16 protein-coding genes, 1 pseudogene and 1 riboswitch are annotated in these 20,609 nt (G+C 49.1%); of the genes and pseudogenes, 10 read left to right on the top strand and 7 right to left on the bottom strand.

Annotated features, from left to right (window positions below; all coding sequences use genetic code 11):
- The first annotated feature begins 244 nt into the window (after window positions 1–244).
- From ACVC9U_RS13090 to ACVC9U_RS13065, 6 genes are read left to right on the top strand one after another with little or no spacing between them, the layout of a single operon-like run.
- Complete coding sequence (locus ACVC9U_RS13090) at window positions 245–1,591, top strand: aspartate aminotransferase family protein (RefSeq protein ID WP_441391154.1); 1,347 nt, start codon at window positions 245–247, stop codon at window positions 1,589–1,591.
- The gene (locus tag ACVC9U_RS13085; protein ID WP_075754934.1) at window positions 1,575–3,086 is read left to right on the top strand and encodes a pyridoxal phosphate-dependent decarboxylase family protein; all 1,512 of its coding nucleotides are present in this window, start codon (window positions 1,575–1,577) and stop codon (window positions 3,084–3,086) included. Before ACVC9U_RS13090 ends, ACVC9U_RS13085 begins: the two co-directional genes overlap by 17 nt.
- The gene (locus ACVC9U_RS13080) at window positions 3,083–4,846 is read left to right on the top strand and encodes an IucA/IucC family protein (protein WP_075754936.1); all 1,764 of its coding nucleotides are present in this window, start codon (window positions 3,083–3,085) and stop codon (window positions 4,844–4,846) included. The genes ACVC9U_RS13085 and ACVC9U_RS13080 overlap by 4 nt, the downstream gene beginning before the upstream one ends.
- The gene (locus ACVC9U_RS13075) at window positions 4,843–5,397 is read left to right on the top strand and encodes a GNAT family N-acetyltransferase (RefSeq protein ID WP_441391153.1); all 555 of its coding nucleotides are present in this window, start codon (window positions 4,843–4,845) and stop codon (window positions 5,395–5,397) included. The genes ACVC9U_RS13080 and ACVC9U_RS13075 overlap by 4 nt, the downstream gene beginning before the upstream one ends.
- Window positions 5,372–6,715 carry a lysine N(6)-hydroxylase/L-ornithine N(5)-oxygenase family protein gene (locus ACVC9U_RS13070; RefSeq protein WP_075754940.1) on the top strand — a complete coding sequence of 448 codons (1,344 nt, stop codon included), beginning with the start codon at window positions 5,372–5,374 and terminating at the stop codon, window positions 6,713–6,715. Before ACVC9U_RS13075 ends, ACVC9U_RS13070 begins: the two co-directional genes overlap by 26 nt.
- Window positions 6,716–6,731: 16 nt before the next feature.
- Complete coding sequence (locus tag ACVC9U_RS13065) at window positions 6,732–8,546, top strand: IucA/IucC family protein (RefSeq protein ID WP_441391152.1); 1,815 nt, start codon at window positions 6,732–6,734, stop codon at window positions 8,544–8,546.
- Between the two features lie 41 nt (window positions 8,547–8,587).
- Here ACVC9U_RS13065 and ACVC9U_RS13060 read toward each other — a convergent pair whose 3' ends face one another.
- Both ACVC9U_RS13060 and ACVC9U_RS13055 read right to left on the bottom strand, forming a co-directional pair.
- Window positions 8,588–9,028 (bottom strand): GNAT family N-acetyltransferase, encoded by a 441-nt coding sequence (locus ACVC9U_RS13060; protein WP_075754944.1) that lies wholly within the window; start codon window positions 9,026–9,028, stop codon window positions 8,588–8,590.
- A gap of 159 nt (window positions 9,029–9,187) precedes the next feature.
- The gene (locus tag ACVC9U_RS13055; protein WP_075754946.1) at window positions 9,188–10,021 is read right to left on the bottom strand and encodes a dehydrogenase/reductase SDR family member 1; all 834 of its coding nucleotides are present in this window, start codon (window positions 10,019–10,021) and stop codon (window positions 9,188–9,190) included.
- 111 nt (window positions 10,022–10,132) lie between these two features.
- Between ACVC9U_RS13055 and ACVC9U_RS13050 the strand changes: the two genes are divergently transcribed.
- Window positions 10,133–11,095, top strand: coding sequence for a helix-turn-helix transcriptional regulator (locus tag ACVC9U_RS13050; RefSeq protein WP_075754948.1), 963 nt, complete (start codon window positions 10,133–10,135; stop codon window positions 11,093–11,095).
- 72 nt (window positions 11,096–11,167) lie between these two features.
- On the opposite strand, the gene metH is transcribed toward ACVC9U_RS13050, so the two are convergent.
- The 3 genes from metH to ACVC9U_RS13035 form a co-directional block, all read right to left on the bottom strand.
- A complete protein-coding gene (gene metH / locus ACVC9U_RS13045; RefSeq protein ID WP_441391151.1) occupies window positions 11,168–14,584 on the bottom strand; it encodes a methionine synthase in 3,417 nt (1,138 codons plus the stop codon).
- Complete coding sequence (locus tag ACVC9U_RS13040; protein ID WP_075754950.1) at window positions 14,577–16,406, bottom strand: bifunctional homocysteine S-methyltransferase/methylenetetrahydrofolate reductase; 1,830 nt, start codon at window positions 16,404–16,406, stop codon at window positions 14,577–14,579. The genes metH and ACVC9U_RS13040 overlap by 8 nt, the downstream gene beginning before the upstream one ends.
- Before the next feature lie 79 nt (window positions 16,407–16,485).
- Window positions 16,486–16,597: riboswitch (SAM riboswitch) on the bottom strand.
- 77 nt (window positions 16,598–16,674) lie between these two features.
- Entirely contained in the window at window positions 16,675–17,166 is a 492-nt protein-coding gene (locus ACVC9U_RS13035) for a YajQ family cyclic di-GMP-binding protein (protein WP_003180528.1), read from the bottom strand.
- Between the two features lie 141 nt (window positions 17,167–17,307).
- On the opposite strand from ACVC9U_RS13035, the pseudogene ACVC9U_RS13030 reads away from it, so the two are divergent.
- Window positions 17,308–18,176, top strand: a pseudogene (locus ACVC9U_RS13030) (CvfB family protein).
- A 38-nt stretch (window positions 18,177–18,214) separates the two neighbouring features.
- Here ACVC9U_RS13030 and ACVC9U_RS13025 read toward each other — a convergent pair.
- Entirely contained in the window at window positions 18,215–18,337 is a 123-nt protein-coding gene (locus ACVC9U_RS13025) for a DUF3941 domain-containing protein (protein ID WP_075754954.1), read from the bottom strand.
- Window positions 18,338–18,491: 154 nt separating this feature from the next.
- Between ACVC9U_RS13025 and ACVC9U_RS13020 the strand changes: the two genes are divergently transcribed.
- Entirely contained in the window at window positions 18,492–18,698 is a 207-nt protein-coding gene (locus ACVC9U_RS13020) for a spore germination protein (RefSeq protein ID WP_075754956.1), read from the top strand.
- Window positions 18,699–18,739: 41 nt separating this feature from the next.
- Here the strand turns inward: ACVC9U_RS13020 and ACVC9U_RS13015 are convergent, their stop codons facing one another.
- On the bottom strand, window positions 18,740–19,600 hold the full coding sequence (locus ACVC9U_RS13015) for a DegV family protein (RefSeq protein ID WP_075754958.1): 861 nt from the start codon (window positions 19,598–19,600) through the stop codon (window positions 18,740–18,742).
- A gap of 163 nt (window positions 19,601–19,763) precedes the next feature.
- Here ACVC9U_RS13015 and ACVC9U_RS13010 point away from each other — a divergent pair, with 163 nt between their 5' ends.
- The gene (locus ACVC9U_RS13010) at window positions 19,764–20,606 is read left to right on the top strand and encodes a YitT family protein (RefSeq protein WP_154495632.1); all 843 of its coding nucleotides are present in this window, start codon (window positions 19,764–19,766) and stop codon (window positions 20,604–20,606) included.
- Window positions 20,607–20,609: the final 3 nt, after the last annotated feature.

Raw genomic sequence — 20,609 nt, 5'->3', positions numbered from 1 at the left:
CCGCCCCGCTTTATTTCAGGCCTCGGGTTATTTAAAAACAGTCCAAAAAATTCCATTAACATATCATTCAAGAAACTATTGATTCATATTAGCAGATGAATTTGCGGCAGAGAAAATCTTCATGTTGCCTCATTGTGAGAAACGTCCTATTTTTCTGAATCTTATTGACATGCCGGTGTCACAAAATATACACTTTTTTTGTCATTGAAAATGATAATCTTTATCAATTGGAGGAATGCTTTCTATGCCTGTACAAACGAGTTCTAAAAATCAAGTGTTTTTGGAGCAGCAAAATAGAAGAGAGTCTAATGCGCGTTCATATCCGAGAAGATTTCCGCTCGCCATGCAAACCGCGGAAGGCGTCTTGGTGACTGATGCGGATGGAAAGCAATATTATGACTGCCTGGCAGGAGCGGGGACGCTTGCGCTTGGTCATAATCATCCAGTTGTGATTGAAGCGATTCAAAAAATGATTGATGAAAAACGCCCGCTGCACACCCTTGATATCACTTCGGAAATCAAAGAAGAGTTTGTCAGCGAAGTATTTGCAAGCCTTCCTGAGGAGTTTGCCAAACGGGCGAAGATCCAGTTTTGCGGTCCGACCGGCGGTGATGCGATCGAAGCCGCTCTCAAGCTTGTCAAAACGGCAACGGGGAGAAGAACCATCTTGTCGTTTCACGGCGCCTATCATGGAGCAACTCACGGAACGATGGCGCTGAGCGGTAATTTATCACCAAAGGAAAATGTCCAGGGACTCATGCCTGATGTGCATTTCCTGCCATATCCGTATGAATACCGCTGCCCGTTTGGAAGAGGAGGAGAGGCGAGCCACAAGCTGTCGAGCGCATATATCGAAAATATGCTGGATGATCCGGAAAGCGGAGTTTTACAGCCGGCAGGGATGATCTTTGAAGCCGTACAAGGAGAAGGAGGCTCAGTTCCGGCTCGGGCTGAATGGATAAAAGAAATGAGAAGAATCACAAAAGAACGCGGAATCCCTCTGATCATTGATGAAGTGCAGACCGGCATCGGCAGAACCGGAAAAATGTTTGCGTTCGAGTACGCCGGCATTATACCGGATGTCATCGTCCTTTCAAAAGCGATCGGCGGAAGCCTTCCTCTGTCTGTCGTCATCTATGATCAAGACCTTGATCAGTGGGGACCGGGAGCGCACATCGGTACATTCAGAGGGAACCAGATGGCGATGGCGGCCGGAAGTGCAACGTTAAAATATATAAAAGAGCACGATGTACTATCACATGTAGAAAAAGTCGGCGCGAAGCTCATGCAGGAATTGCAAGACATTCAGGAACACGTTCCTGAAATCGGCGATGTCCGGGGACGGGGGCTGATGATCGGCGCCGAAATTGTCGCACCGCATAAAAAACGAAACGCTAACGGCAGCTATCCGGCTGATGCGGAGCTTGCAAGCGTGATTCAAAGAAAATGCTTTGAAAAAGGACTGATCGTTGAAACGGGAGGCCGCCACGGAAGCGTGATCCGCTTCTTGCCGCCGCTCATCGTAACAGAGGCGCAAATCGACGATATCATCACGATCTTCAGAGAGGCCGTCTATGAAGCAGTCAAGTAAACAGAAAAACTTTGATTCCCTGTTTATGCACAACGGTGAACAGGGGATCAAAGCATACCGTGACGCGGCCGAGGCCGCTATAGAGACGCTGTGGGCCGATTGGAAGAATAAATCGAAGCCCTACAGCGGGAAGATGCCGAATGAATTAAAGCACGAAATTAAAAACTTGTTTTCGTTTAAGGAAGCTGGGGAACCGCTTTCGGATGTTCTTAAGGATCTGAAAGAAGCCTATTTGCCGCACCGGATTCATGTTGAAGATCCAAAATGCGCCGCACACCTGCACTGTCCGCCGCTCATCCCGGCACTCGCTGCAGAGATGCTGATCAGTGTGCTGAATCAGTCGATGGATTCGTTTGATCAAAGCGGAGCGGCTTCATTGATCGAGGAAGAAATGGTGCAGTGGCTTTGCCGAAAGTTCGAGTACGGAAAGGATGCTGACGGAACATTTACGAGCGGAGGCACACAGTCTAATTACATGGGGCTTCTGTTGGCTCGCGATGCTTTCTGTGAAAAGCAGTGGAACTGGAACGTACAGAAGGACGGACTGCCGCCGGAAGCGAACAGGCTGCGGATCCTCTGTTCAAAGGATGCTCATTTTACCGTGAAAAAGTCGGCTTCCCAGCTCGGACTCGGAGAGCGCGCCGTCGTACTCGTCGATACAGATGATGAAAAGCGGATGAGCCTTTACGATTTAAAGCGAAAAACAGCGCTACTGGAGAAATCGGGCTTACATCCATTTGCGATTGTTGCCACATGCGGTACGACAGACTTCGGAAGCATTGATCCGCTTTCCGATCTTGCGGATGCCGCGCATGCCGGCGGGCTTTGGCTTCACGTTGATGCCGCGTATGGCGGGGCGTTGATTTTGAGCAGAACCCGCCGCTATAAATTGGCCGGGATCGACAGGGCCGACTCCATCAGCGTCGACTTCCACAAGCAGTTTTATCAGCCGGTCAGCTGCGGCGCTTTTCTTGTCAAAGACAGAAGGCATTTCCGCTTGATTGGTTATCATGCCGATTATTTAAATCCTGAAGAGGATGAAGCGGAGGGAATCGTTCATCTCGTCAATAAATCGATTCAGACGACGAGGCGTTTTGACGCTTTAAAGCTGTTTGTCTCGCTGCGTGTGCTTGGAGAAGATACATTCGCCGAGATGATTGACTGGACATTCGCATTGGCCGAAGCGGCAGCGGAAAAAATCTCCGCAAGCGATCGGTTCGAACTGCTGAATCCGCACCCTGAACTGAACGCTGTCGTCTTCCGCTGCCTCGCCTCAGAAGAGGACGCAGAGAACGACCGTTTGAATAAATGTATCCACAGAGAATTGTTCAGAACGGGACAGGCGGTGATCGCCAAGACGGCAGCAGCCGGGAAAACGTATTTAAAATTCACGCTGCTGAATCCGCGGACGACGCTTTCGGATCTTGACGACATTCTCGGCAGGATTCAAGAGCTGGCAAGTCTTTATACGAATAGCAGGAGGGTAACAAGATGAGTTCATTTAAAGAAATAGCAGAAAACGCTACGATTCAAAGTTTTTTAAATTGCTATTTGCGTGAAACCGGCATCAAAACCCGTGAGATCGCGGACGGCTCTCAAAAAACGCTGATTGTCCCGCTAAAACGCCAGCAAATCGAGCTGATCGTTCCGATCAAGTACTGGTCGAAGACGGGAAGGCACCTTTTCTCATTTCCGCTTTACTATCAAACAACCCAAAACAAGCCGCTTCCGCTCGACTATGTCACGCTCGTCTCCCTCGCTTCAAAAGAATTGCTTCTTCAGCAAAACCGCGGGGGTGCCGAGGATGAATTCATGCTCAGAGTCATTTTGAGCTGCCGCAATATCAGCCGTTATGTTGAAGAACGGGCCGGTGATCAAAATGAGCTTAGCCGCGCTGATTTTACGTTTATCGAAGCGGAGCAGTCGCTCTTGCTCGGCCATCTGATGCACCCGACGCCAAAAAGCAGGCAGGGCATGAAACCTGAAGAGGAAAACATTTTCTCACCTGAATTGAAAGGGGAGTTTCAGCTTCATTACTTTAAGGCGCATGCCTCGCTCGTTCTGCACGATTCAAGTACAGGAACAAAAGCGCCGCTAGTCATCCAAGAGGAATTGAAGAACGATTCGATGATTGATAACGCGTGGCTGGACGAGCAAACGGCCGATCCGGATTTTGCGCTTCTTCCCGCACACCCGCTCCAGGCGAGAGCCCTGCTGGAGGAGCCGTATGTTCAAAAATTGATCGATCAAGGCCTCCTTACATATCTCGGTGCAAAGGGCCGGACGTTCACGGCGACATCCTCCGTCCGCACGGTTTACAGTAAGCACTCGCGCTATATGTACAAATTCTCGGTCCCGATCAAAATCACGAATTCGCTTCGTGTGAACAAGCAGAAAGAATTGGACAGAGGTGTTGAAATGGCCCGGCTGCTTCAGACAGAACTCGGTCAAAGGTTAAAACAGGAGTTTCCGGGCTTTCGCGTTATCACAGATCCTGCCTACATCTCGATTCGGGGGGAGAACGGGGAGTCCGGCTTTGAAGTCGTGATCAGGGAGAATCCGTTTTATGAAGATGACCGTTCTGCCAGTCTGGTCGCCGGGCTTTGTCAAGATCACGCCTTTGGGAAAGAGTCACGGCTGTCCTCTGTTATCCGCGGGCTTGCATTAAAAGAAGGGCGGACGACGGAAGAAGTGAGCATCGATTGGTTTGACAAATATTTATCCATTTCGCTTGAGCCTGTTTTATGGCTGTTTGAAACATACGGGCTGGCGATTGAAGCGCACCAGCAAAACGCCGTTATCCGCTTAAAAAACGGCTATCCGGAGACGTTTTACTACAGGGATAACCAAGGCTATTACTACAGCGAATCAAAAGCCGGGATTCTTTCCAAGCTGATCGAAGGCTTAAGCGAAAGGAGCGAGACGATCTGCTCGGACGGCGTGGCTGTTGAGAGATTGCGCTATTATTTCTTCTTCAACCATCTGTTTGGGCTGGTGAACGGCTTTGGCTGCGAAGGGCTGATCCGGGAAGAAACGCTCCTGTCCATGATCAGAGAGCGGCTTGAAAAAGCGGAACAAATTTACGGCATCACTGAGTTGACGGACAGCCTGCTTCGGTTTTCGGAGCTTCCGTGTAAGGCCAATCTGCTGACGAGATTTTACGACATGGATGAGCTGACGGGCTCGCTTGAAACCCAGTCTCGCTATACGTCTGTCGGCAATCCGCTGTTAAAGGAGGCGGCGGCCGTCCAATGATTGACCGGATCACATTTCAAAAAGCGGACTATGCAAGAGACGTATCGCTCGTCTACCGCTGGATGCAGGAGGAGCATGTCATCCCGTTTTGGCATTTAAACATGCCGTTTGCAAAATTTGAAGCCCATTTTCACAAGGCCATCACAGACCCCCACCAAACGCTGTACATCGGCTCTATCGACGGTGTGCCGATGAGCTACTGGGAGTCGTACTGGGTCAAGGGGGACGTCATTGAACACCACTATGACAATGAACCTTTTGACCAGGGCATCCACCTGTTGATCGGAGAAAAAGAGTACTTGGGAAAAGGGCTAGCCCTTCCGCTTTTAAAAGTGATGGTCTGCATGCAATTTGCCGAGCCTAAGACAAAAAAGGTCATCGCAGAGCCGAATATCCGCAACAAAAAAATGATTCATGTTTTTGAAAAATGTGGGTTCCGCCCGATTAAACCTGTGAATCTCCCTGATAAAACCGGATTATTGATGTTTTGCGAACGAGAACGTTTTTTTGAAAAGGAGAAAAAAAATGAACTCTACAAAGAGACCCACTGATGTATATGATGTCATCGGCGTCGGCATCGGGCCGTTTAACCTCGGTCTTGCCGCATTAGCCGATTCCGTGTCTGAAATTAATGCGCTGTTTTTTGAACGGAATGAAAGCTTTAACTGGCATCCCGGCATGCTGATTGAAGGGACGACACTGCAGGTGCCGTTTTTGGCCGACTTGGTGAGCATGGCCGATGTGACAAGCGAATACAGCTTTTTAAACTATCTCCAGCAGCATAACCGTCTGTATTCATTTTATTTTCTGGAAGACTTTCATATTCCGAGAAAGGAATACAACCACTACTGCCGCTGGGTGGCAGAACAGCTCGACTCGTGCCGCTTCGGGATGAATGTTGAAAGCATATCGCTCATTGAATCGAATCCGGAGGCACTTTTTAAAGTGCGGGCCGCGAATCGGGAAAACGGCGGGGAAGCCGTATATTACGCGAAGCATATTGCGCTTGGCATTGGGACGGGCCCGCACGTTCCCGAAACGCTCTCAGACGCTTTGGGGGGCTCGGTGTTCCATTCAGCTGAGTATTTAATGAGAAAGCCCGGCGGATTTAAAGGGAAAAGGGTGGCCGTCGTCGGCTCCGGTCAAAGCGCGGCCGAGGTGTTTTATGACCTGGTCGGTGAAGATGAAGCGGAGCATGTCAGCTGGCTCACCCGCTCAAAAGGCTTCTTCCCGATGGAATATTCGAACCTCGGGCTCGAATATTTTTCGCCTGACTATATCGATTTTTTCTATCAGCTTCCGCAGTGGAAAAAAGATGAATTGCTAACACAGCAGGGTCTGCTTTATAAAGGAATCAGCGCGAAGACGATCAGCGATATTTATCATCTTCTGTATGAGCGGACCTGCGGAGGGCGGGAAGCGGCTTTTGATCTTCAGTCCATGACAGAAGTCGAGCAGATCGAACAGCATGGGGAAACGCTGATTCTGCACTGCGCAAACCGGGTGAATGAAGAACGGTTTGAGCGGCAGGCAGATGCGGTCGTCTTGGCGACGGGCTATAAAGAGAGGCTGCCGGAGTGTCTGGCACCTGTTGACAGCCTGATTGAAAAGGACGCGGGCGGCCGCTATGTCATTACGCGCGACTATAGACTGATGACAGCTGCAACATCAAAAAACCATATTTTCGTTCAAAACGGAGAGCTGCACACGCACGGTGTCGGAGCGCCTGACCTGGGACTCGGCGCTTACCGGAACTCGGTGATCATCAATCAGCTAGCCGGGAGAGAAATATACAACGTCAGCCACAAAACGGTTTTTCAGACATTCGGAACAGGAATCGCGGAAAAAACGGCGGTGCCAAACGGCTAATAAAGGAGGCATTTTCATGTTGTTTCAAGATGAATTAAAGAGGGTCCTCAATCCGGACAGGTGGACAGAAGTCAATCGGCGATTGCTGGCGAAGATGCTTTCTGAATATATGTATGAGGATATCATCAAGCCCGATTTCATTGAAACTGAAGACGGGATCAACCGGTATGAGCTGAGAACGGCGGAGGATAAGGTGTACCGGTTTGCCGCCAAACCCCGCATGTTTGACAGTTTTGACGCGGTGCCGGAGACGATTGAAGTCTTCAAGAGCGGACAATGGACAAAACAAGTGAGCGCGATTGAATTTCTCCTCGATATCCAGCCGCATATCCCGATGAGTCCGGAAACAGCGGGGCATTTGATCAAGGAGTTCAACCATACGATGCTGGCGGATGCTCACCTTTTGGCAAAGGATGCGCTTACGGCTGACGAGCTGACTGAAGCCGATTATGCCGTCATTGAAGGCGAGATGACAGGCCATCCGTGGATCGTCTACAACAAAGGAAGAATCGGTTTTGGCTATGATGACTACCTCCGGTTTGCACCGGAAAATCAGAGGGCCGAACGGCTGCTGTGGATCGCTGTACACAAAGAGACCGCGTCATTCCACTCGGTTGAAGGACTCGATTATGAAACGCTGATTCATAAGGAGCTTGATGAGCTGACTTTAAGGCAGTTCGCTAAAGTGATAGAAAAGCAGGGCGCAGCCAGTGAAGACTATTATTATCTGCCCGTCCACGAATGGCAGTGGACAAATACGATCATTCAGCAGTTTCCGGAAGAAATTGCTTCAAAAGCGATCATTCCTTTAGGGGAAGGCGGAGACGACTACCTGCCGCAGCAGTCGATCAGGACCTTTACAAACATCACAAACAAACACAAGCATCATATTAAACTGCCGATGAGCATTTTAAATACGCTTGTATACAGAGGACTGCCGGCGGAGCGGACGGTGATCGCGCCGAGAATTACTGAGCATATTAAAGGGATCGCCAAAAAAGACACATTTCTAAAAGACGAATGCAGGGTGATCCTGCCGGGCGAAAATGCCAGTCTGAACGTTGATCACCAATACTATCATGCTCTTGAAAAAGCCCCGTATCAATATTTGGAAATGCTCGGCGCTATTTTCAGAGAAAGCATTTATACGTATTTGGAAGATGGAGAGCAGCCTGTTACGCTCGCTTCTTTAACATACATTGATCAAGACGGCGTGCCGTTTATCAGGCGCCTGATCGAAAAGTCGGGGCTGTCAGCGGAGGAGTGGATCGGAAAGCTGTTTAACATCGTGATGCAGCCGCTTCTGCATTTCATGTACCGCTACGGAACCGTATTTTCGCCGCACGGACAAAATACGATTCTTGTCTTAAAAGATCATCAGCCGCACAGGCTGGCGATTAAAGATTTTGTAGATGACGTCAATATCAGCGACCAGCCGCTTCCTGAACTGAGCGGTTTGACAGAAGATTTAAAAGCCGTTCTCAGAAGCGAGCCGCCGGAAGGGCTTGTGCAGTTTATCTTTACAGGGCTTTTCATTTGCCATTTGCGCTATGTGGCCAACATTTTGGAAAATGACGGTCTGCTTCCTGAAAAGCGCCTGTGGAAAGCTTTGGCTGATGCGATTTTGGATTATCAGCAGAGATTCCCTGAACTGCATGAGCGCTTCGAATTGTTCGACTTATTCAAGCCGGAATTGACGAAGCTCTGCCTCAACAGAAACCGGATGGTCGACTACGGCTATAAGGACGGCGATGACCGTCCGCACGCCTCCGAATTCGGAAAAGTGACAAACGCGCTTGCGCAATTTAAAAAAGAGGCCGCAAAGCTGTAATGCTCATGCGGCCGAGAATGCCCCGCTTCCGGCGGGGTTTTTTATGTCAATTTCTTATACATCAAAATATGAGGTCCGATCGGCGGTATATCGTAGACCCCGCCTTGTTCGCTGAAGCCGAGCTTTTTATAGTACCCGCTCACAGATGTCCTGGCGTTGCACCACAAAAGGTCTGCGCCTTTTTTCCGAAGAAGCTCTTCGGCATGGCGGATAAGCGTACTGCCCGCTTTTTGCTCGCGGTACCCTTCAAGTGTCGCCATCCCTCTCAGCTGATACTGTTTTTGGCCTTCAAGCTCTGAATGTTCGGCTTTATGAAAGGAGGCGATGCTGATCAGCCTGTCCCGATAATATCCGCCGAGGTGAAACGTGCCCCCGAGCAAATCGGTTTCATACATGCATGCTTCCAGCGGCTGATTCGGCCGGAGAATGCGGTGCCTGATCTCATACGTATCTTCCGCGTTTATTGGTTTGACTTCAATCATATGATTCCTCCTTCAGTTGCAGTTCAGATGAGGCGTGCTGTTGAAATCATGACTGTCATTCCATTATATAACGCTGGCGGAAACGATCAAAGCAGGATGAACACCTTCATCTGATCTGCCTTTAAAGAATCATTTCCCCCGGGAGGCGATCCCTAATCCCTATATCGTAAATGGCGGAATATATCGTCCATCCACATCTGTAAACTGATATTCTTTGGCTAAATCACCAACTCTTAACGCACGTCCGCTTTTCTCCATCACATCCGGATCTTTGGCCAATGCTGTGATTCCGCGTCCGACATAATAAGGCGTTTCGGTTTTCCTTAAATCTTCTGACTCCTGCCAATGCGCCTCATCTGATTCATGGTGCTTCAGCACAAGTTCGGTTCTCATAAATCCCGGCGAAACGGCAAGAACGGCAATGTTGTCCCGTTTTAATTCCAATGAGAGACCGTACGCCATGCGGACGATTGCGTTCTTGGCTAAATCGTAATAAAACTGTCCGGTGTATTTGTTCTCATCCCAAAAGGTCGTATGAATGATAAGAGCTTGTTTATTTTCGCGAAGGAGCGGCACGGCGAAGTGGTTCGTCGCCAGCTGGGCACGCACCCCTGCGGTGAACATCGTATCCCAATTTTTTAATGACAATTCCCAAAAAGGCTTTGCCTCGACACCCAGATCGTGCGCACCCCATACATTGTTGATCAAGATATCCAGTTTTCCTTGTTCTTCGCGAATTTTAGCGATGACAGCCTCTGTTTCTGAATCGTTCGTATGATCACATCTTACAGCAATACCCTTTCCGCCGGAAGCTTCAATTTGTGACACGGTGTCATCAATTGTACCGGGCCATTGATTCGTGGAAGCCCCCCTGATGCTGCGCCCTGTAATATACACGGTTGCACCGGCTTTTCCAAGTTCGACAGCGATGGCGCGGCCGGCGCCTCTGCTTCCGCCTGTTACGAGAGCGGTTTTTCCTTTCAGCGGTTTCATTCATCCCATTCCTTTCATCATAAAAGATATGCTCATTATAAAAGCTGAATCTTGACAACCATTGTCATATTTTATTAAATAAGTTCATCCATTGATAAAAAAGGTGGTCATATGAGAGGAGATCGACTGATATCTATTCTTTTAATGCTTCAGGCACAGGGACAAATGACGGCGAAAGAATTAGCGGAAAGGCTGGAAGTCTCGGAGCGGACGATTTACAGGGATATGGAAGCGTTAAGCGGAGCGGGGATTCCCGTTGTGGCTGAACGCGGGATAAACGGAGGCTGGTCATTGCTTGATGATTACCAAACCACTTTAACCGGTTTAAAAGAATCGGAAATACGCGCATTATTTGTCCCGCTTTCTGAACAATTGCTGGACGATCTCGGATTAACCCGCATATCCGAAGAAGCCCGAAATAAACTGATAGCCTCGCTGCCTTCGGTATATCGTCAAAACGCGAAAGACGTATGGAACCGAATATATATTGATACCCGTGCATGGCGCCATAAGAAAGAAAAAGCAGCATCCTTTGAAGTGCTGAAAGACGCCATATGGAAAGATCAAAAATTAAAAATCGTTTATCAGCGGGCGGATGGACAAACGGCTGATCGAATTGTAGCACCGCTTGGACTGGTAGCTAAAGGGTCAAACTGGTATCTGATTGCATCTAAAGAAAATGGGGAGATTCGAAATTACAGGGCTTCACGCATTCAATCTGCCATTCCTGTTCGCGAAACATTTGAAAGGCCCGAAAACTTTGATATTGCTCACGTATGGCAGTCTTCAACAAAGGAATTTATCGAAAGGCTGCCGACGTATGAAGTGCGGGTGAAGGCGGCGCAGGCCATCTTGCCGAGGCTGTCGTTTACCAATTATTTTGTGCGGATCATCGAAACAAATGAGGTCGATCAGGAGGGATGGATACCCGTTACATTATCTTTTGATACGGAAGAAGAAGCGAAAAGGTATATACTCGGATTCGCAGAGCATATAAGGATCATTGAACCTAAAGAACTGCACGGGAAGATACTCAACATGGCTGAATCCATTGTTGCTCATTATAAATCCTGAAATATTCGCGGCATATGTTACGAACATACAAGAAGACCCTGCAGGCCGCAAACGGCAGGCAGGGTCTTCGGGTTAATGAACATTGAAATATCTCGCTTCCGGATGGGAGACAACGATCGCTGATACGGAAGCTTCGGGCTCCATCATAAAGCCGTCTGTTAAATGAACGCCGATTCCTTCGGGCTGGATGAGTCTGAAGAGTTTTTCCTGATCTTCGAGATTCGGACAGGCCGGGTATCCGAAGGAATAGCGCTGTCCTTGGTATTTCGCCTGAAAACGCTGTTCCATCGTGAAGTCTGGTGCATCAGGGAAGCCCCAGCGGTCGCGGATAACCTGGTGCGTCCGTTCGGCGATTCCTTCGACCAGCTCAAGAGCGAGCGCTTGTACCGCATGGCTTTTCAAGTAGTCGCCTTCTTCCTTAAAGCGGTTGGCGGCTGCTCTTACATGTCTGCCCGCTGTCACGGCAAAGAACGAGACATAATCAAGCTCTCCTTTCGGTCGGACATAATCGGAAATACAGCGGTACGGAAGCTTTCCCTGCCTAGGAAAAACAAACGTTTCAAGGATGCTGTCTTTGTTCCCGGGGTCTAAAATATGGAGCGAATCCCCGTCGCTGTACGCAGGGAAAAACTGATAGACGACCGCGGGATCGAACCAGCCGTGCTCTTTCCCGTCTCTCAGCAACTCGTCAATCAGCTCTTTCAGCTCCAGTGCTTTCGGATGCTGTTCAGCCAGGAGTTTTTTCACTTTTCCTTTCAAGCCGAGGTGATGGCCGAGCAGCATTTGTTCATTGACATACGGCACGATATAAGAAAGATCGATGTTTTTCAAATAGTGCCGCTTCAAGTCTTCCGGCTGAAAGACCGGCGCCTGCGGAACGTGCGCCCGTTTTTCAAGCATTTCAATCACGGCTTTCGTCTGCTTTTTTTCCGCGACGGCGGCGGGTGCAGCGGCTTCTTTTTTCTCGAGAAACTGCGACGGGTCCGTCCGCAGCTGATTGGCGAGCGATAAGCCGTCCATGGCGTCCTTCGCGTATAAAACCGGCCCTTTATATTCAGGCGAAATTTTCATGTTCGTGAACTTTCTTGAAAGCGCGGCTCCGCCGACCATAATCGGGATGGAAATATCCGCTTTGTCGAGATCTTGCGCTGTAACGACCATTTGCTGCGCCGATTTGACGAGCAGGCCGGACAGACCGATGATATCGGGATTCTCTTTACGGACCGCTTCGATTAATTCCTGTGGTGTCACTTTAATCCCAAGATCGACAACCTTGTAGCCGTTGTTGCTTAAAATGATGTCGACTAAGTTTTTGCCGATATCATGGACATCGCCTTTAACGGTTGCCAAAATGATCTTTCCTTTGCCGCTGTCGTCTTTCTTTTCCATATACTGTTCGAGAAAGGAAACGGCAGCTTTCATGACTTCTGCCGACTGGAGCACTTCAGCGACGATCAGCTCATTGTTGTTAAACAGCCGTCCGACCTCCGCCATGCCGTCCATGAGCGGACCGTTGATCACGTCGAGCGGGGCGGCGAATTTTTTCAACGCTTGTTCGAGATCGGGAATCAAGCCTTCTTTCGTACCCTCGATGACGTACTCAGCCAAGCGCTCTTCCAGGGAAAGAGATGTTTTCGGCTGTTTGTCCGCTTTTTTCTTTCCGCGGTAGAAGTCAGTGAAGGATGCGAGCGTTTTGTCATCAGTGTGAAACAGAAGTTTTTCAGCCATTTCGACTTCTTCTTTAGGAATAGAAGCGAACCGCTCAAGCTTTTCCGTATTGACGATCGCGTAATCGAGCCCGGCCTGTGTTGCGTGGTACAAGAATACAGCATTTAAGATTTCCCGGCCGACTGGCGGAAGACCGAATGAGACATTGCTGACGCCGAGAATCGTTAAACATTCAGGGAGCCGCTCTTTGATGAGGCGGATGCCTTCAATCGTTTCTTTAGCTGAGCCGATGTATTGTTCATCACCTGTTCCGACCGGGAAGACGAGCGGATCGAAGATGATATCGCTGGCCGGTATTCCGTACTTTTCGGTGAGAAGCTGATGCGACCTGACGGCGACGGCCAGCTTCTTTTCCGCGGTGACCGCCATTCCCTCTTCATCGATCGTGCCGACGACGAGTGCGCCTCCGAACCGTTTGACGAGCGGAAGGATGTCAGCGAACCGTTCTTCGCCGTCTTCAAGGTTGATCGAATTGATGATCGCTTTTCCCTGTGAGTATTTCAGCGCCTTTTCGATCACCGTTTTGTCCGTCGAGTCGATGACAAACGGGGCTTTTACTTTTTTCATCGCTTCTTTTAAGAAGCCTTCCATATCTTCCGCTTCATCGCGGTCCGGGTCTGCAAGGCAGATGTCGATGACATGGGCGCCGTTTTTCACTTGGGCTCTCGCGATTTCGGATGCTTCCTCAAATTTCTGTTCGGCGATCAGCCGCTTGAATTTTCTCGATCCGATGACATTTGTCCGCTCCCCGACAAAAAGGGGACGCATCGTTTCTTCATAAATTAGTCCGTCGATCCCTGAGACGGTGTGCGGCTTTTTTTCCGAAGGGACCGTCCTCGGCGGCAGCGAGGCTACTTCATCGGCCAAAGCTTCAATATGGGCGGGCGTCGTTCCGCAGCAGCCGCCGACAATGTTCAGCCAGCCTTCTTCTGCAAACGCCTTGATTTTTTTCGCCAGCGATTGCGGTGATTCATGGTATTGTCCCTCCTCATCGGGGAGGCCGGCATTCGGATAGCAGCTGACGGCCGTCCTCGCAAGGGAAGAAAGGGTTCTGATGTGATCTGTCATAAATTCCGGGCCCGTCGCGCAATTTAAACCGACGCTGACCGGCTTCATATGCTCGAGTGAGATATAGAACGATTCGATATCCTGGCCGGCCAGTGTCGTGCCCATCGGTTCGATCGTGCCTGATACCATGAGGGGAAGGGTTTTTTCGGTTTTTTCAAAGGCTTGTCTGATGCCGATAAAGCCCGCTTTAACGTTCAGCATATCCTGGCTCGTTTCGAGCAGCAAGAGGTCGGCTCCCCCTGTGATCAGCGCTCTTGCCTGTTCCTCATAGTTATCGATCAGCTCGTCAAAGGTCGTGCCGCCGGTGACGGAAAGGGTTTTTGTCGTCGGACCCATCGCGCCGGCGACAAACCTTGGCCATTCAGGTGTTGAAAACTTTTCGGCAGCCGCTTTGGCGAGTTTGACTGAAGCGAGGTTGACTTCATAGGCGCGCTGCCCGAGGTCGTACTCGTCCAGAACAAGCCGGGTGGCTCCGAATGTATTGGTTTCGATGATATCGGCTTTAGCGGCCAGATAGGCTTCGTGGATGCTCTGAATGATATGGGGTGCCGTGATGCTTAGAAATTCATTGCACCCTTCATAGGCCTCGCCGCCGAAGTCAGCGGCGGACAAACCGGCATTCTGGATCATCGTTCCCATCGCACCGTCAAGGACGAGGATTTTTTTCTTCAGCTGGTCATTGATGTTAGACATTTGTTTTCTCCTTTTCTTTCTGGTGGATATATGCCGTCAGCTCGACGGTTAAATCAGACCGCAAAAACGGTGTGATCAGATAAATGCCGTTGAACAGGTCGCACGCCGCATCAAGCAGGGAGCGGGCGATCGCGAGCCCTTCCTCGGCCTGTTTTTGTTTGTCATTTCCAGCCAGCGCCATCTTTTCGCGGATTGAATCGGACAGCTTGATACCGGGGATTTCGTTGTGGATGAATTCCGCGTTGCGGCTGCTGGTCAGCGGCATGACGCCGATATAGATCGGTGTTTCAAGATGCTTTGTTTCCTCGTGGATTTTGATGAGCTGCTCCTCTGAATAGACAGGCTGGGAAATGAAATAGTCTGCGCCGCAGGCGATTTTTTTCTCAAGCCGTTTCACCGCTTTGTCAATGTGTCTGACATTCGGATTGAAGGCGGCCGCCACTGAGAAATTTGTTTTCTTGCCGAGCGGTTTACCCGAATATGACAAGCCTTCGTTAAACTGTTTGATCAGGCTAATCAAATCGAACGATGTCAGGTCATAGACGGAAGTCGCTCCCGGAAAGTCGCCGATTTTCGACGGATCGCCGGTAATCGCCAGCACGTCTGACAGCCCGAGTGTATCGAGCCCCATTAGATGGGACTGCAGGCCGATCAGGTTGCGGTCTCTGCATGTGATATGGATCAGCGACCTCATATCGAGGCGCTGTTTTAAGAGCGCGCCGCAGGCGACATTGCTGATCCTCGGTGTGGCAAGCGAGTTGTCCGCCAATGTCAGTGCATCGATTCCGGCTGATTGAAGTTCCTCAGCGGCGTGCAAAAATTTATCAAAGTTTAATTGTTTTGGAGGATCGAGCTCGACGATAATGGACCGTTTCTGCTTGGCCAGATCGTCAAGAACGGGCTCTGTCCTTTCATTTTGAACGGCAAGCGCCGCTTTCTTTCTAATTTTCACGCGCTTTTCGGTGACTGGAGGAAGCCCTTTGACCGCCTCAGCCATCGCCCTGATGTGGTTCGGCGTCGTTCCGCAGCAGCCGCCGATGATCCGTGCGCCTTGATTGCGGAATTCCTCCGCGCTTTCCCTGAAATATTCATCATCCGTCTCATAAACAAGCCTGCCTTCGACAAGGGACGGGAGGCTGCTGTTCGGATAGACGGAAAGATAGGCGTCTTCTAAAAGCGGGACTTCTTCAAGCGCTCTGATCATATGATAAGGGCCGAGGCGGCAGTTGATGCCAACGACGTCTGCGCCGAGGGATGCCAGCTGCTTCAGGCCGTTCGCAAGCGGGGTCCCGTCCTGAAGAACGCCTTCTTCGTGCATTGAGACATTCAAAATGACCGGCAGCTCGGTTTCCTTTCTGGCAATCTTTAAAACTTCGCGCGCTTCTTCTAAATCGTAATAGGTTTCGAGCAGAAGTCCATCCGGCTGCTCATTTAACAGAAGATAGAGCTGTTCGCGGAAGCTTCTTTTAATGTCCTCGAGAGAATACGAGTTTTTGTTGAACGTCCGGATTCCGCCGAGCGTACCGAGAACATAAGCAGAACCGGCGGCGGAGCGGGCGAGACGGACCGCTTTTTCGTTGATTTGTTTTGTTTCGTCTTCGAGTCCGTATCTGGACAGCTTGATGAAGTTTGCGCCGTACGTATTCGTTTGAATGATATCGGCGCCGGCCTGTACATACGCTTCGTGGACGCGTCTCACTTCTTCGGGCTTGGAGATGTTCAGTTCCTCAAAACACCTGTCGATCCCGTAGGAATACAGAAGTGTGCCCATTGCGCCGTCCGCAATTAACGTTTTGCTTTTTATATCCTCCAAAAAACCCATCGTTTTCCCCCTTAAGCATTTTTGATAAACAAAAAAGTCTTCTGTGAAGCAGAAGACTTTTCATCGACATTTGTCCGTCTTCTTATCTTCCAAGCAGACTGCTTGCTGGATTTAGCACCTTGGTCATGAATATTCATTCACCGGTTGCTGAGGCTTCATCGGGCCAGTCCCTCTGCCTCTCTTGATAAGAACAGCTATTCAGTTTCTATTGATTACTTTTACTCAATTTACCGAAAATCGGAGGAATAATCAACAGTAAATTAAGAATTTATCGAAAATTTATAAATTGAACATCAATCGGCAGGTCGGCTTCTCTCACCATCGCAATGATTTGCTGAAGGTCGTCTTTATTTTTTCCGGTTACGCGGACTTGATCGTCCTGCACTTGCGATTTAACTTTCAGACCCGATTTTTTTATCAGGTTATTGATTTTTTTTGCGTTTTCTTTGTCGATGCCCTGAACTAGTTTTCCGCGCTGTCTGACCGTACCGCCCGAAGCGTTCTCAAGCTTTGAGTATTCGATGTTTTTCGTCGGGACGTTCCGCTTGATCAGTTTGCCGACAAGCACGTCTTTCAGCTGGTTCATTTTAAATTCGTCGTCCGATACAAGAACGAGCTCGTCTCCTTCGAGTGTGATGCTGCTTTTTGACCCTTTGAAATCATAGCGTGTGCCGATTTCCTTAAGAGCGGTCTGGATTGCGTTTTGAACTTCAGGCAGTTCAACCTTTGAGACGATATCAAATGAGCTTTCTTTCGCCATGTGAAAAACCTCCATCCATTTTACTTATGAGTCAATTATAGTAGAATAAGGTGAAACTTCCAATATCGAGCGGTTTGTCTGGCCGCGATCCGGCAATAATTTGAACATTGGAGGAATAATAAGAAAAAGAAAAACAGGCGGATAAGAAAGGAAGAAACAGTATGAAACCAGGACAGCAGCTAACATTGAAAATAGATCATAAAGCCGATTACGGTTACTTTTTGACGGACGGCGAAACGGCGGTCCTTCTGCATCAGAGCGAGATCACCGAGGATATTGAAGACAGAGAGGAGGTCGATGTCTTTTTATATGTCGATCATGAAGATCGCCTGGCAGCTACGATGAGAAAGCCGATCATCAGCGCTGAACAGTACGGCTGGGTGGAAGTCGTTGATGCCGTCAGCGGCATGGGGGTTTTCGTCGATGTCGGGCTCTCCAAGGACGCCCTCGTTGCGACAGAGCATCTCCCGCCGTATGAATCAGTATGGCCGCAAAAAGGGGACAGGCTGTACTGTATGCTGAAAATCACGGGGCACGGAAGGATGTTTGCCAAACCGGCGCCGGAGGATAAGATCAGCGAGCTGTTTACTGAAGCTTCACCCGGTTTGATGAATAAAGAGCTCACCGGGACGATCTACCGCTTGATCGCATCAGGCTCTTTTATGATTTCCGAAACCGGCATCAGAGGCTTTATCCATTCTTCTGAGCGAAAGGAAGAGCCGAGGCTCGGCGAAAAGCTGACCGCAAGGGTGATCAAAGTAAAAGAAGACGGTTCTGTTAATCTGTCGCTTCTGCCAAGAAAGCAGGATGCCTTGTCGGTTGATGCAGAACAAATTTTGACTTATATGAGAACGAGAAACGGCGCGATGCCGTTTTGGGATAAAAGCGACCCGGAGGATATCAAAGAGCGCTTCAACATGAGCAAAGCAGCATTTAAAAGGGCGCTCGGCCATCTGATGAAACAGGATAAAATCTATCAGGAAGAGGGCTGGACATACGAGAAAAAATAAATATAAGGCGGCGTTCCGATGAGGACGCCGCCGGTTTTTTACAGGTGATCAGTCTTCTTTGATTCCTGGTGTTTACCGGCTTGTCTGTTCTTTTCGGCGAGCCGGTTTTTCTGCTGGTTGACGGCGTTATTGTCAACCGGCTTTTTATCATCATCTTTCATGAGGAAGCACCTCCTGTCAAAATGTCGCTTTTAGCTTGCACACTGTCGGCGAAACTATGTACTCTCCCAGCCGCGATGTTTTTTGCCGGGAAGTTTATGCCTTCTTGTACCGCCAGCATACACATATCATAAGACTCAAAAAAGGAGACTTGGTATGAAACATTGCTGTTCAGTTAACATTCAACGTGTCTCGGCAGGAGGAGTCGTCAATTTCGGCGGTGCGTTCAAAATTTGTCCGATCACAATGGAAAAAGTGGTCGAAGGGTCTGGAGGTCCTGATGTCGCGACAGCGGCTGCCGGCTTTCTTGGTGGAGCGCTTACACCTGCCGCTGATGGAGAAACAGTCACCGAAGACAGCTGACGAAGAAGGCCTGCTTTTATCAAGCAGGCCTCTGTTTTACCTTATCTTTTGTCTTTCCCCGGAAAAAAGACCGCCAATGTTCCGGGTCCGGAATGGGCGCCGACCGCTGAACCGACCATGTTGATGACGATTTCCCCCGGCTGAAATTCGGCTTCGATCATCCGTTTGACCTCTTCGGCCGTCTCTTCGTCATCTCCGTGGCTGATGCCGACCGTCTGTCCGCTCAAATCGACGCTTCTTTCTTTCATCAATTCGATCATCCGTTTGAGCAGCTTCTTTTTGCCCCGGATTTTTTCCAAGGGGACAAGCTTGCCGTCTTCAACATGCAGGAGCGGTTTAATATTCAGCAAACCGCCGACAAATGCCGATGCTTTGCTGATTCTTCCGCCTCTTGCCAAATAAGTCAGGTCATCAACGGTAAAAATATGTTCAAGATGTTCGCAAAAGTCCTTTACAGACGATTCAATTTCTTGTATTGTATTGCCGTTAGTTGCGAGTTTAAGGGCGTGCTTGACTGCGAGCCCATAGCCTAATGAAGCGCATTTTGAGTCGATGATCCGCAAATCGAAATCAGGGAACTCTTCCTTGACTTCGTTTGCCGCCATCACAGCCGTCTGGTATGTTCCGGAAAGCTCTGAAGAAAAGGCGATATAGAGAGCGGGTTTGTTTTCGCCGGCCAGCTCGCTGAATGCATTTTTGAACCGCATCATGGACGGCTGGGACGTTTTCGGCGCTTTGCCTTCGCGCATCGCTTCATAAACATCCAGAGGCTGAATCGTCAGAAGGTCATCGTACTCTTTTTCATCAAGCAGCACCCTTAACGGAATAAATGAGATGTGATGTTCATCATAAAAAGATTTCGGCAAATCTGCCGCACTGTCTGCTAAAAGGTGAACGTTCATTTGAACCCCTTCTTTCTAAAAAATGGTTGAAAAGGACGCCAAGCTGTCCTTCGGTATACTTCGTTTTTTAGGTCAACTATATCATATATTTTCACATTGACGTTTTCAAAATATTGTTTTAAGGGTAAACCAAATATATACGAAAGTAGCGGAGGAACTAAATATGGTCATAGCTGAAGCAAAAAAATTGTTCATTGTCATCATCGGCGCCTTGTTAAATGCCATCGGATTGAATCTGTTTCTGATTCCCGCCGATGTTTACGCCAGCGGCTTTACGGGGGTGGCGCAGCTTTTATCGAGTGCGCTTGACCAGTACAGCCCGATTTATTTTTCAACGGGGACGCTATTGTTTATTTTAAACATTCCCGTCGGCATTTTGGGGTGGCTGAAGGTCGGGCGTTCTTTTACGGTTTACAGTGTTTTAAGTGTTGCGCTGACAACGGTGTTCCTTGGCATGCTGCCGGAAACAAGCCTTTCAAACGATATTTTGCTGAATGCCGTTTTTGGCGGAGTGATCTCTGCGGTCGGAATCGGCCTGACCCTTAAATACGGGGCTTCAACGGGCGGTTTGGATATTATCGCGATGATCCTGGCGAAGTGGAAAGACAAACCGGTCGGTACCTATTTCTTTATTTTAAACGGTGCGATCATTTTAACAGCAGGATTATTGAACGGGTGGGAGAAAGCATTATATACGCTCGTTACACTATATGTGACAACCAGGGTGATTGATGCCATCCACACCCGCCACGCCAAGCTCACCGTTATGATTGTCACAAAGAAAGCGGAGGAGATCAAAGAAGCGATTTACGGAAAGATGGTCCGCGGCATTACAACAGTTCCAGCGAAAGGCGCCTTTACGAATGAACAGAAAGAAATGATGATCATTGTCATCACAAGGTACGAATTATACGACTTGGAAAAAATCATTAATGAAGTGGATCCAAATGCTTTCACAAACGTCGTCCAGACAACGCAGGTTTTAGGGTTTTTCCGCAAAGATTAATGA

This window comes from Bacillus sp. GM2 (genome assembly GCF_056155945.1).
Note: the sequence above shows the minus strand (reverse complement) of the source record. Positions and strands in the feature narration are given on the sequence as shown.

What these genes read in the sequence shown, in the direction of transcription:
- ACVC9U_RS13090 (WP_441391154.1), top strand. Translation starts at nt 245, where the DNA reads ATGCCTGTACAAACGAGTTCTAAAAATCAAGTGTTTTTGGAGCAGCAA.
- ACVC9U_RS13085 (WP_075754934.1), top strand. Translation starts at nt 1,575, where the DNA reads ATGAAGCAGTCAAGTAAACAGAAAAACTTTGATTCCCTGTTTATGCAC.
- ACVC9U_RS13080 (WP_075754936.1), top strand. Translation starts at nt 3,083, where the DNA reads ATGAGTTCATTTAAAGAAATAGCAGAAAACGCTACGATTCAAAGTTTT.
- ACVC9U_RS13075 (WP_441391153.1), top strand. Translation starts at nt 4,843, where the DNA reads ATGATTGACCGGATCACATTTCAAAAAGCGGACTATGCAAGAGACGTA.
- ACVC9U_RS13070 (WP_075754940.1), top strand. Translation starts at nt 5,372, where the DNA reads ATGAACTCTACAAAGAGACCCACTGATGTATATGATGTCATCGGCGTC.
- ACVC9U_RS13065 (WP_441391152.1), top strand. Translation starts at nt 6,732, where the DNA reads ATGTTGTTTCAAGATGAATTAAAGAGGGTCCTCAATCCGGACAGGTGG.
- ACVC9U_RS13060 (WP_075754944.1), bottom strand. Translation starts at nt 9,028, where the DNA reads ATGATTGAAGTCAAACCAATAAACGCGGAAGATACGTATGAGATCAGG.
- ACVC9U_RS13055 (WP_075754946.1), bottom strand. Translation starts at nt 10,021, where the DNA reads ATGAAACCGCTGAAAGGAAAAACCGCTCTCGTAACAGGCGGAAGCAGA.
- ACVC9U_RS13050 (WP_075754948.1), top strand. Translation starts at nt 10,133, where the DNA reads ATGAGAGGAGATCGACTGATATCTATTCTTTTAATGCTTCAGGCACAG.
- metH (WP_441391151.1), bottom strand. Translation starts at nt 14,584, where the DNA reads ATGTCTAACATCAATGACCAGCTGAAGAAAAAAATCCTCGTCCTTGAC.
- ACVC9U_RS13040 (WP_075754950.1), bottom strand. Translation starts at nt 16,406, where the DNA reads ATGGGTTTTTTGGAGGATATAAAAAGCAAAACGTTAATTGCGGACGGC.
- ACVC9U_RS13035 (WP_003180528.1), bottom strand. Translation starts at nt 17,166, where the DNA reads ATGGCGAAAGAAAGCTCATTTGATATCGTCTCAAAGGTTGAACTGCCT.
- ACVC9U_RS13025 (WP_075754954.1), bottom strand. Translation starts at nt 18,337, where the DNA reads ATGAAAGATGATGATAAAAAGCCGGTTGACAATAACGCCGTCAACCAG.
- ACVC9U_RS13020 (WP_075754956.1), top strand. Translation starts at nt 18,492, where the DNA reads ATGAAACATTGCTGTTCAGTTAACATTCAACGTGTCTCGGCAGGAGGA.
- ACVC9U_RS13015 (WP_075754958.1), bottom strand. Translation starts at nt 19,600, where the DNA reads ATGAACGTTCACCTTTTAGCAGACAGTGCGGCAGATTTGCCGAAATCT.
- ACVC9U_RS13010 (WP_154495632.1), top strand. Translation starts at nt 19,764, where the DNA reads ATGGTCATAGCTGAAGCAAAAAAATTGTTCATTGTCATCATCGGCGCC.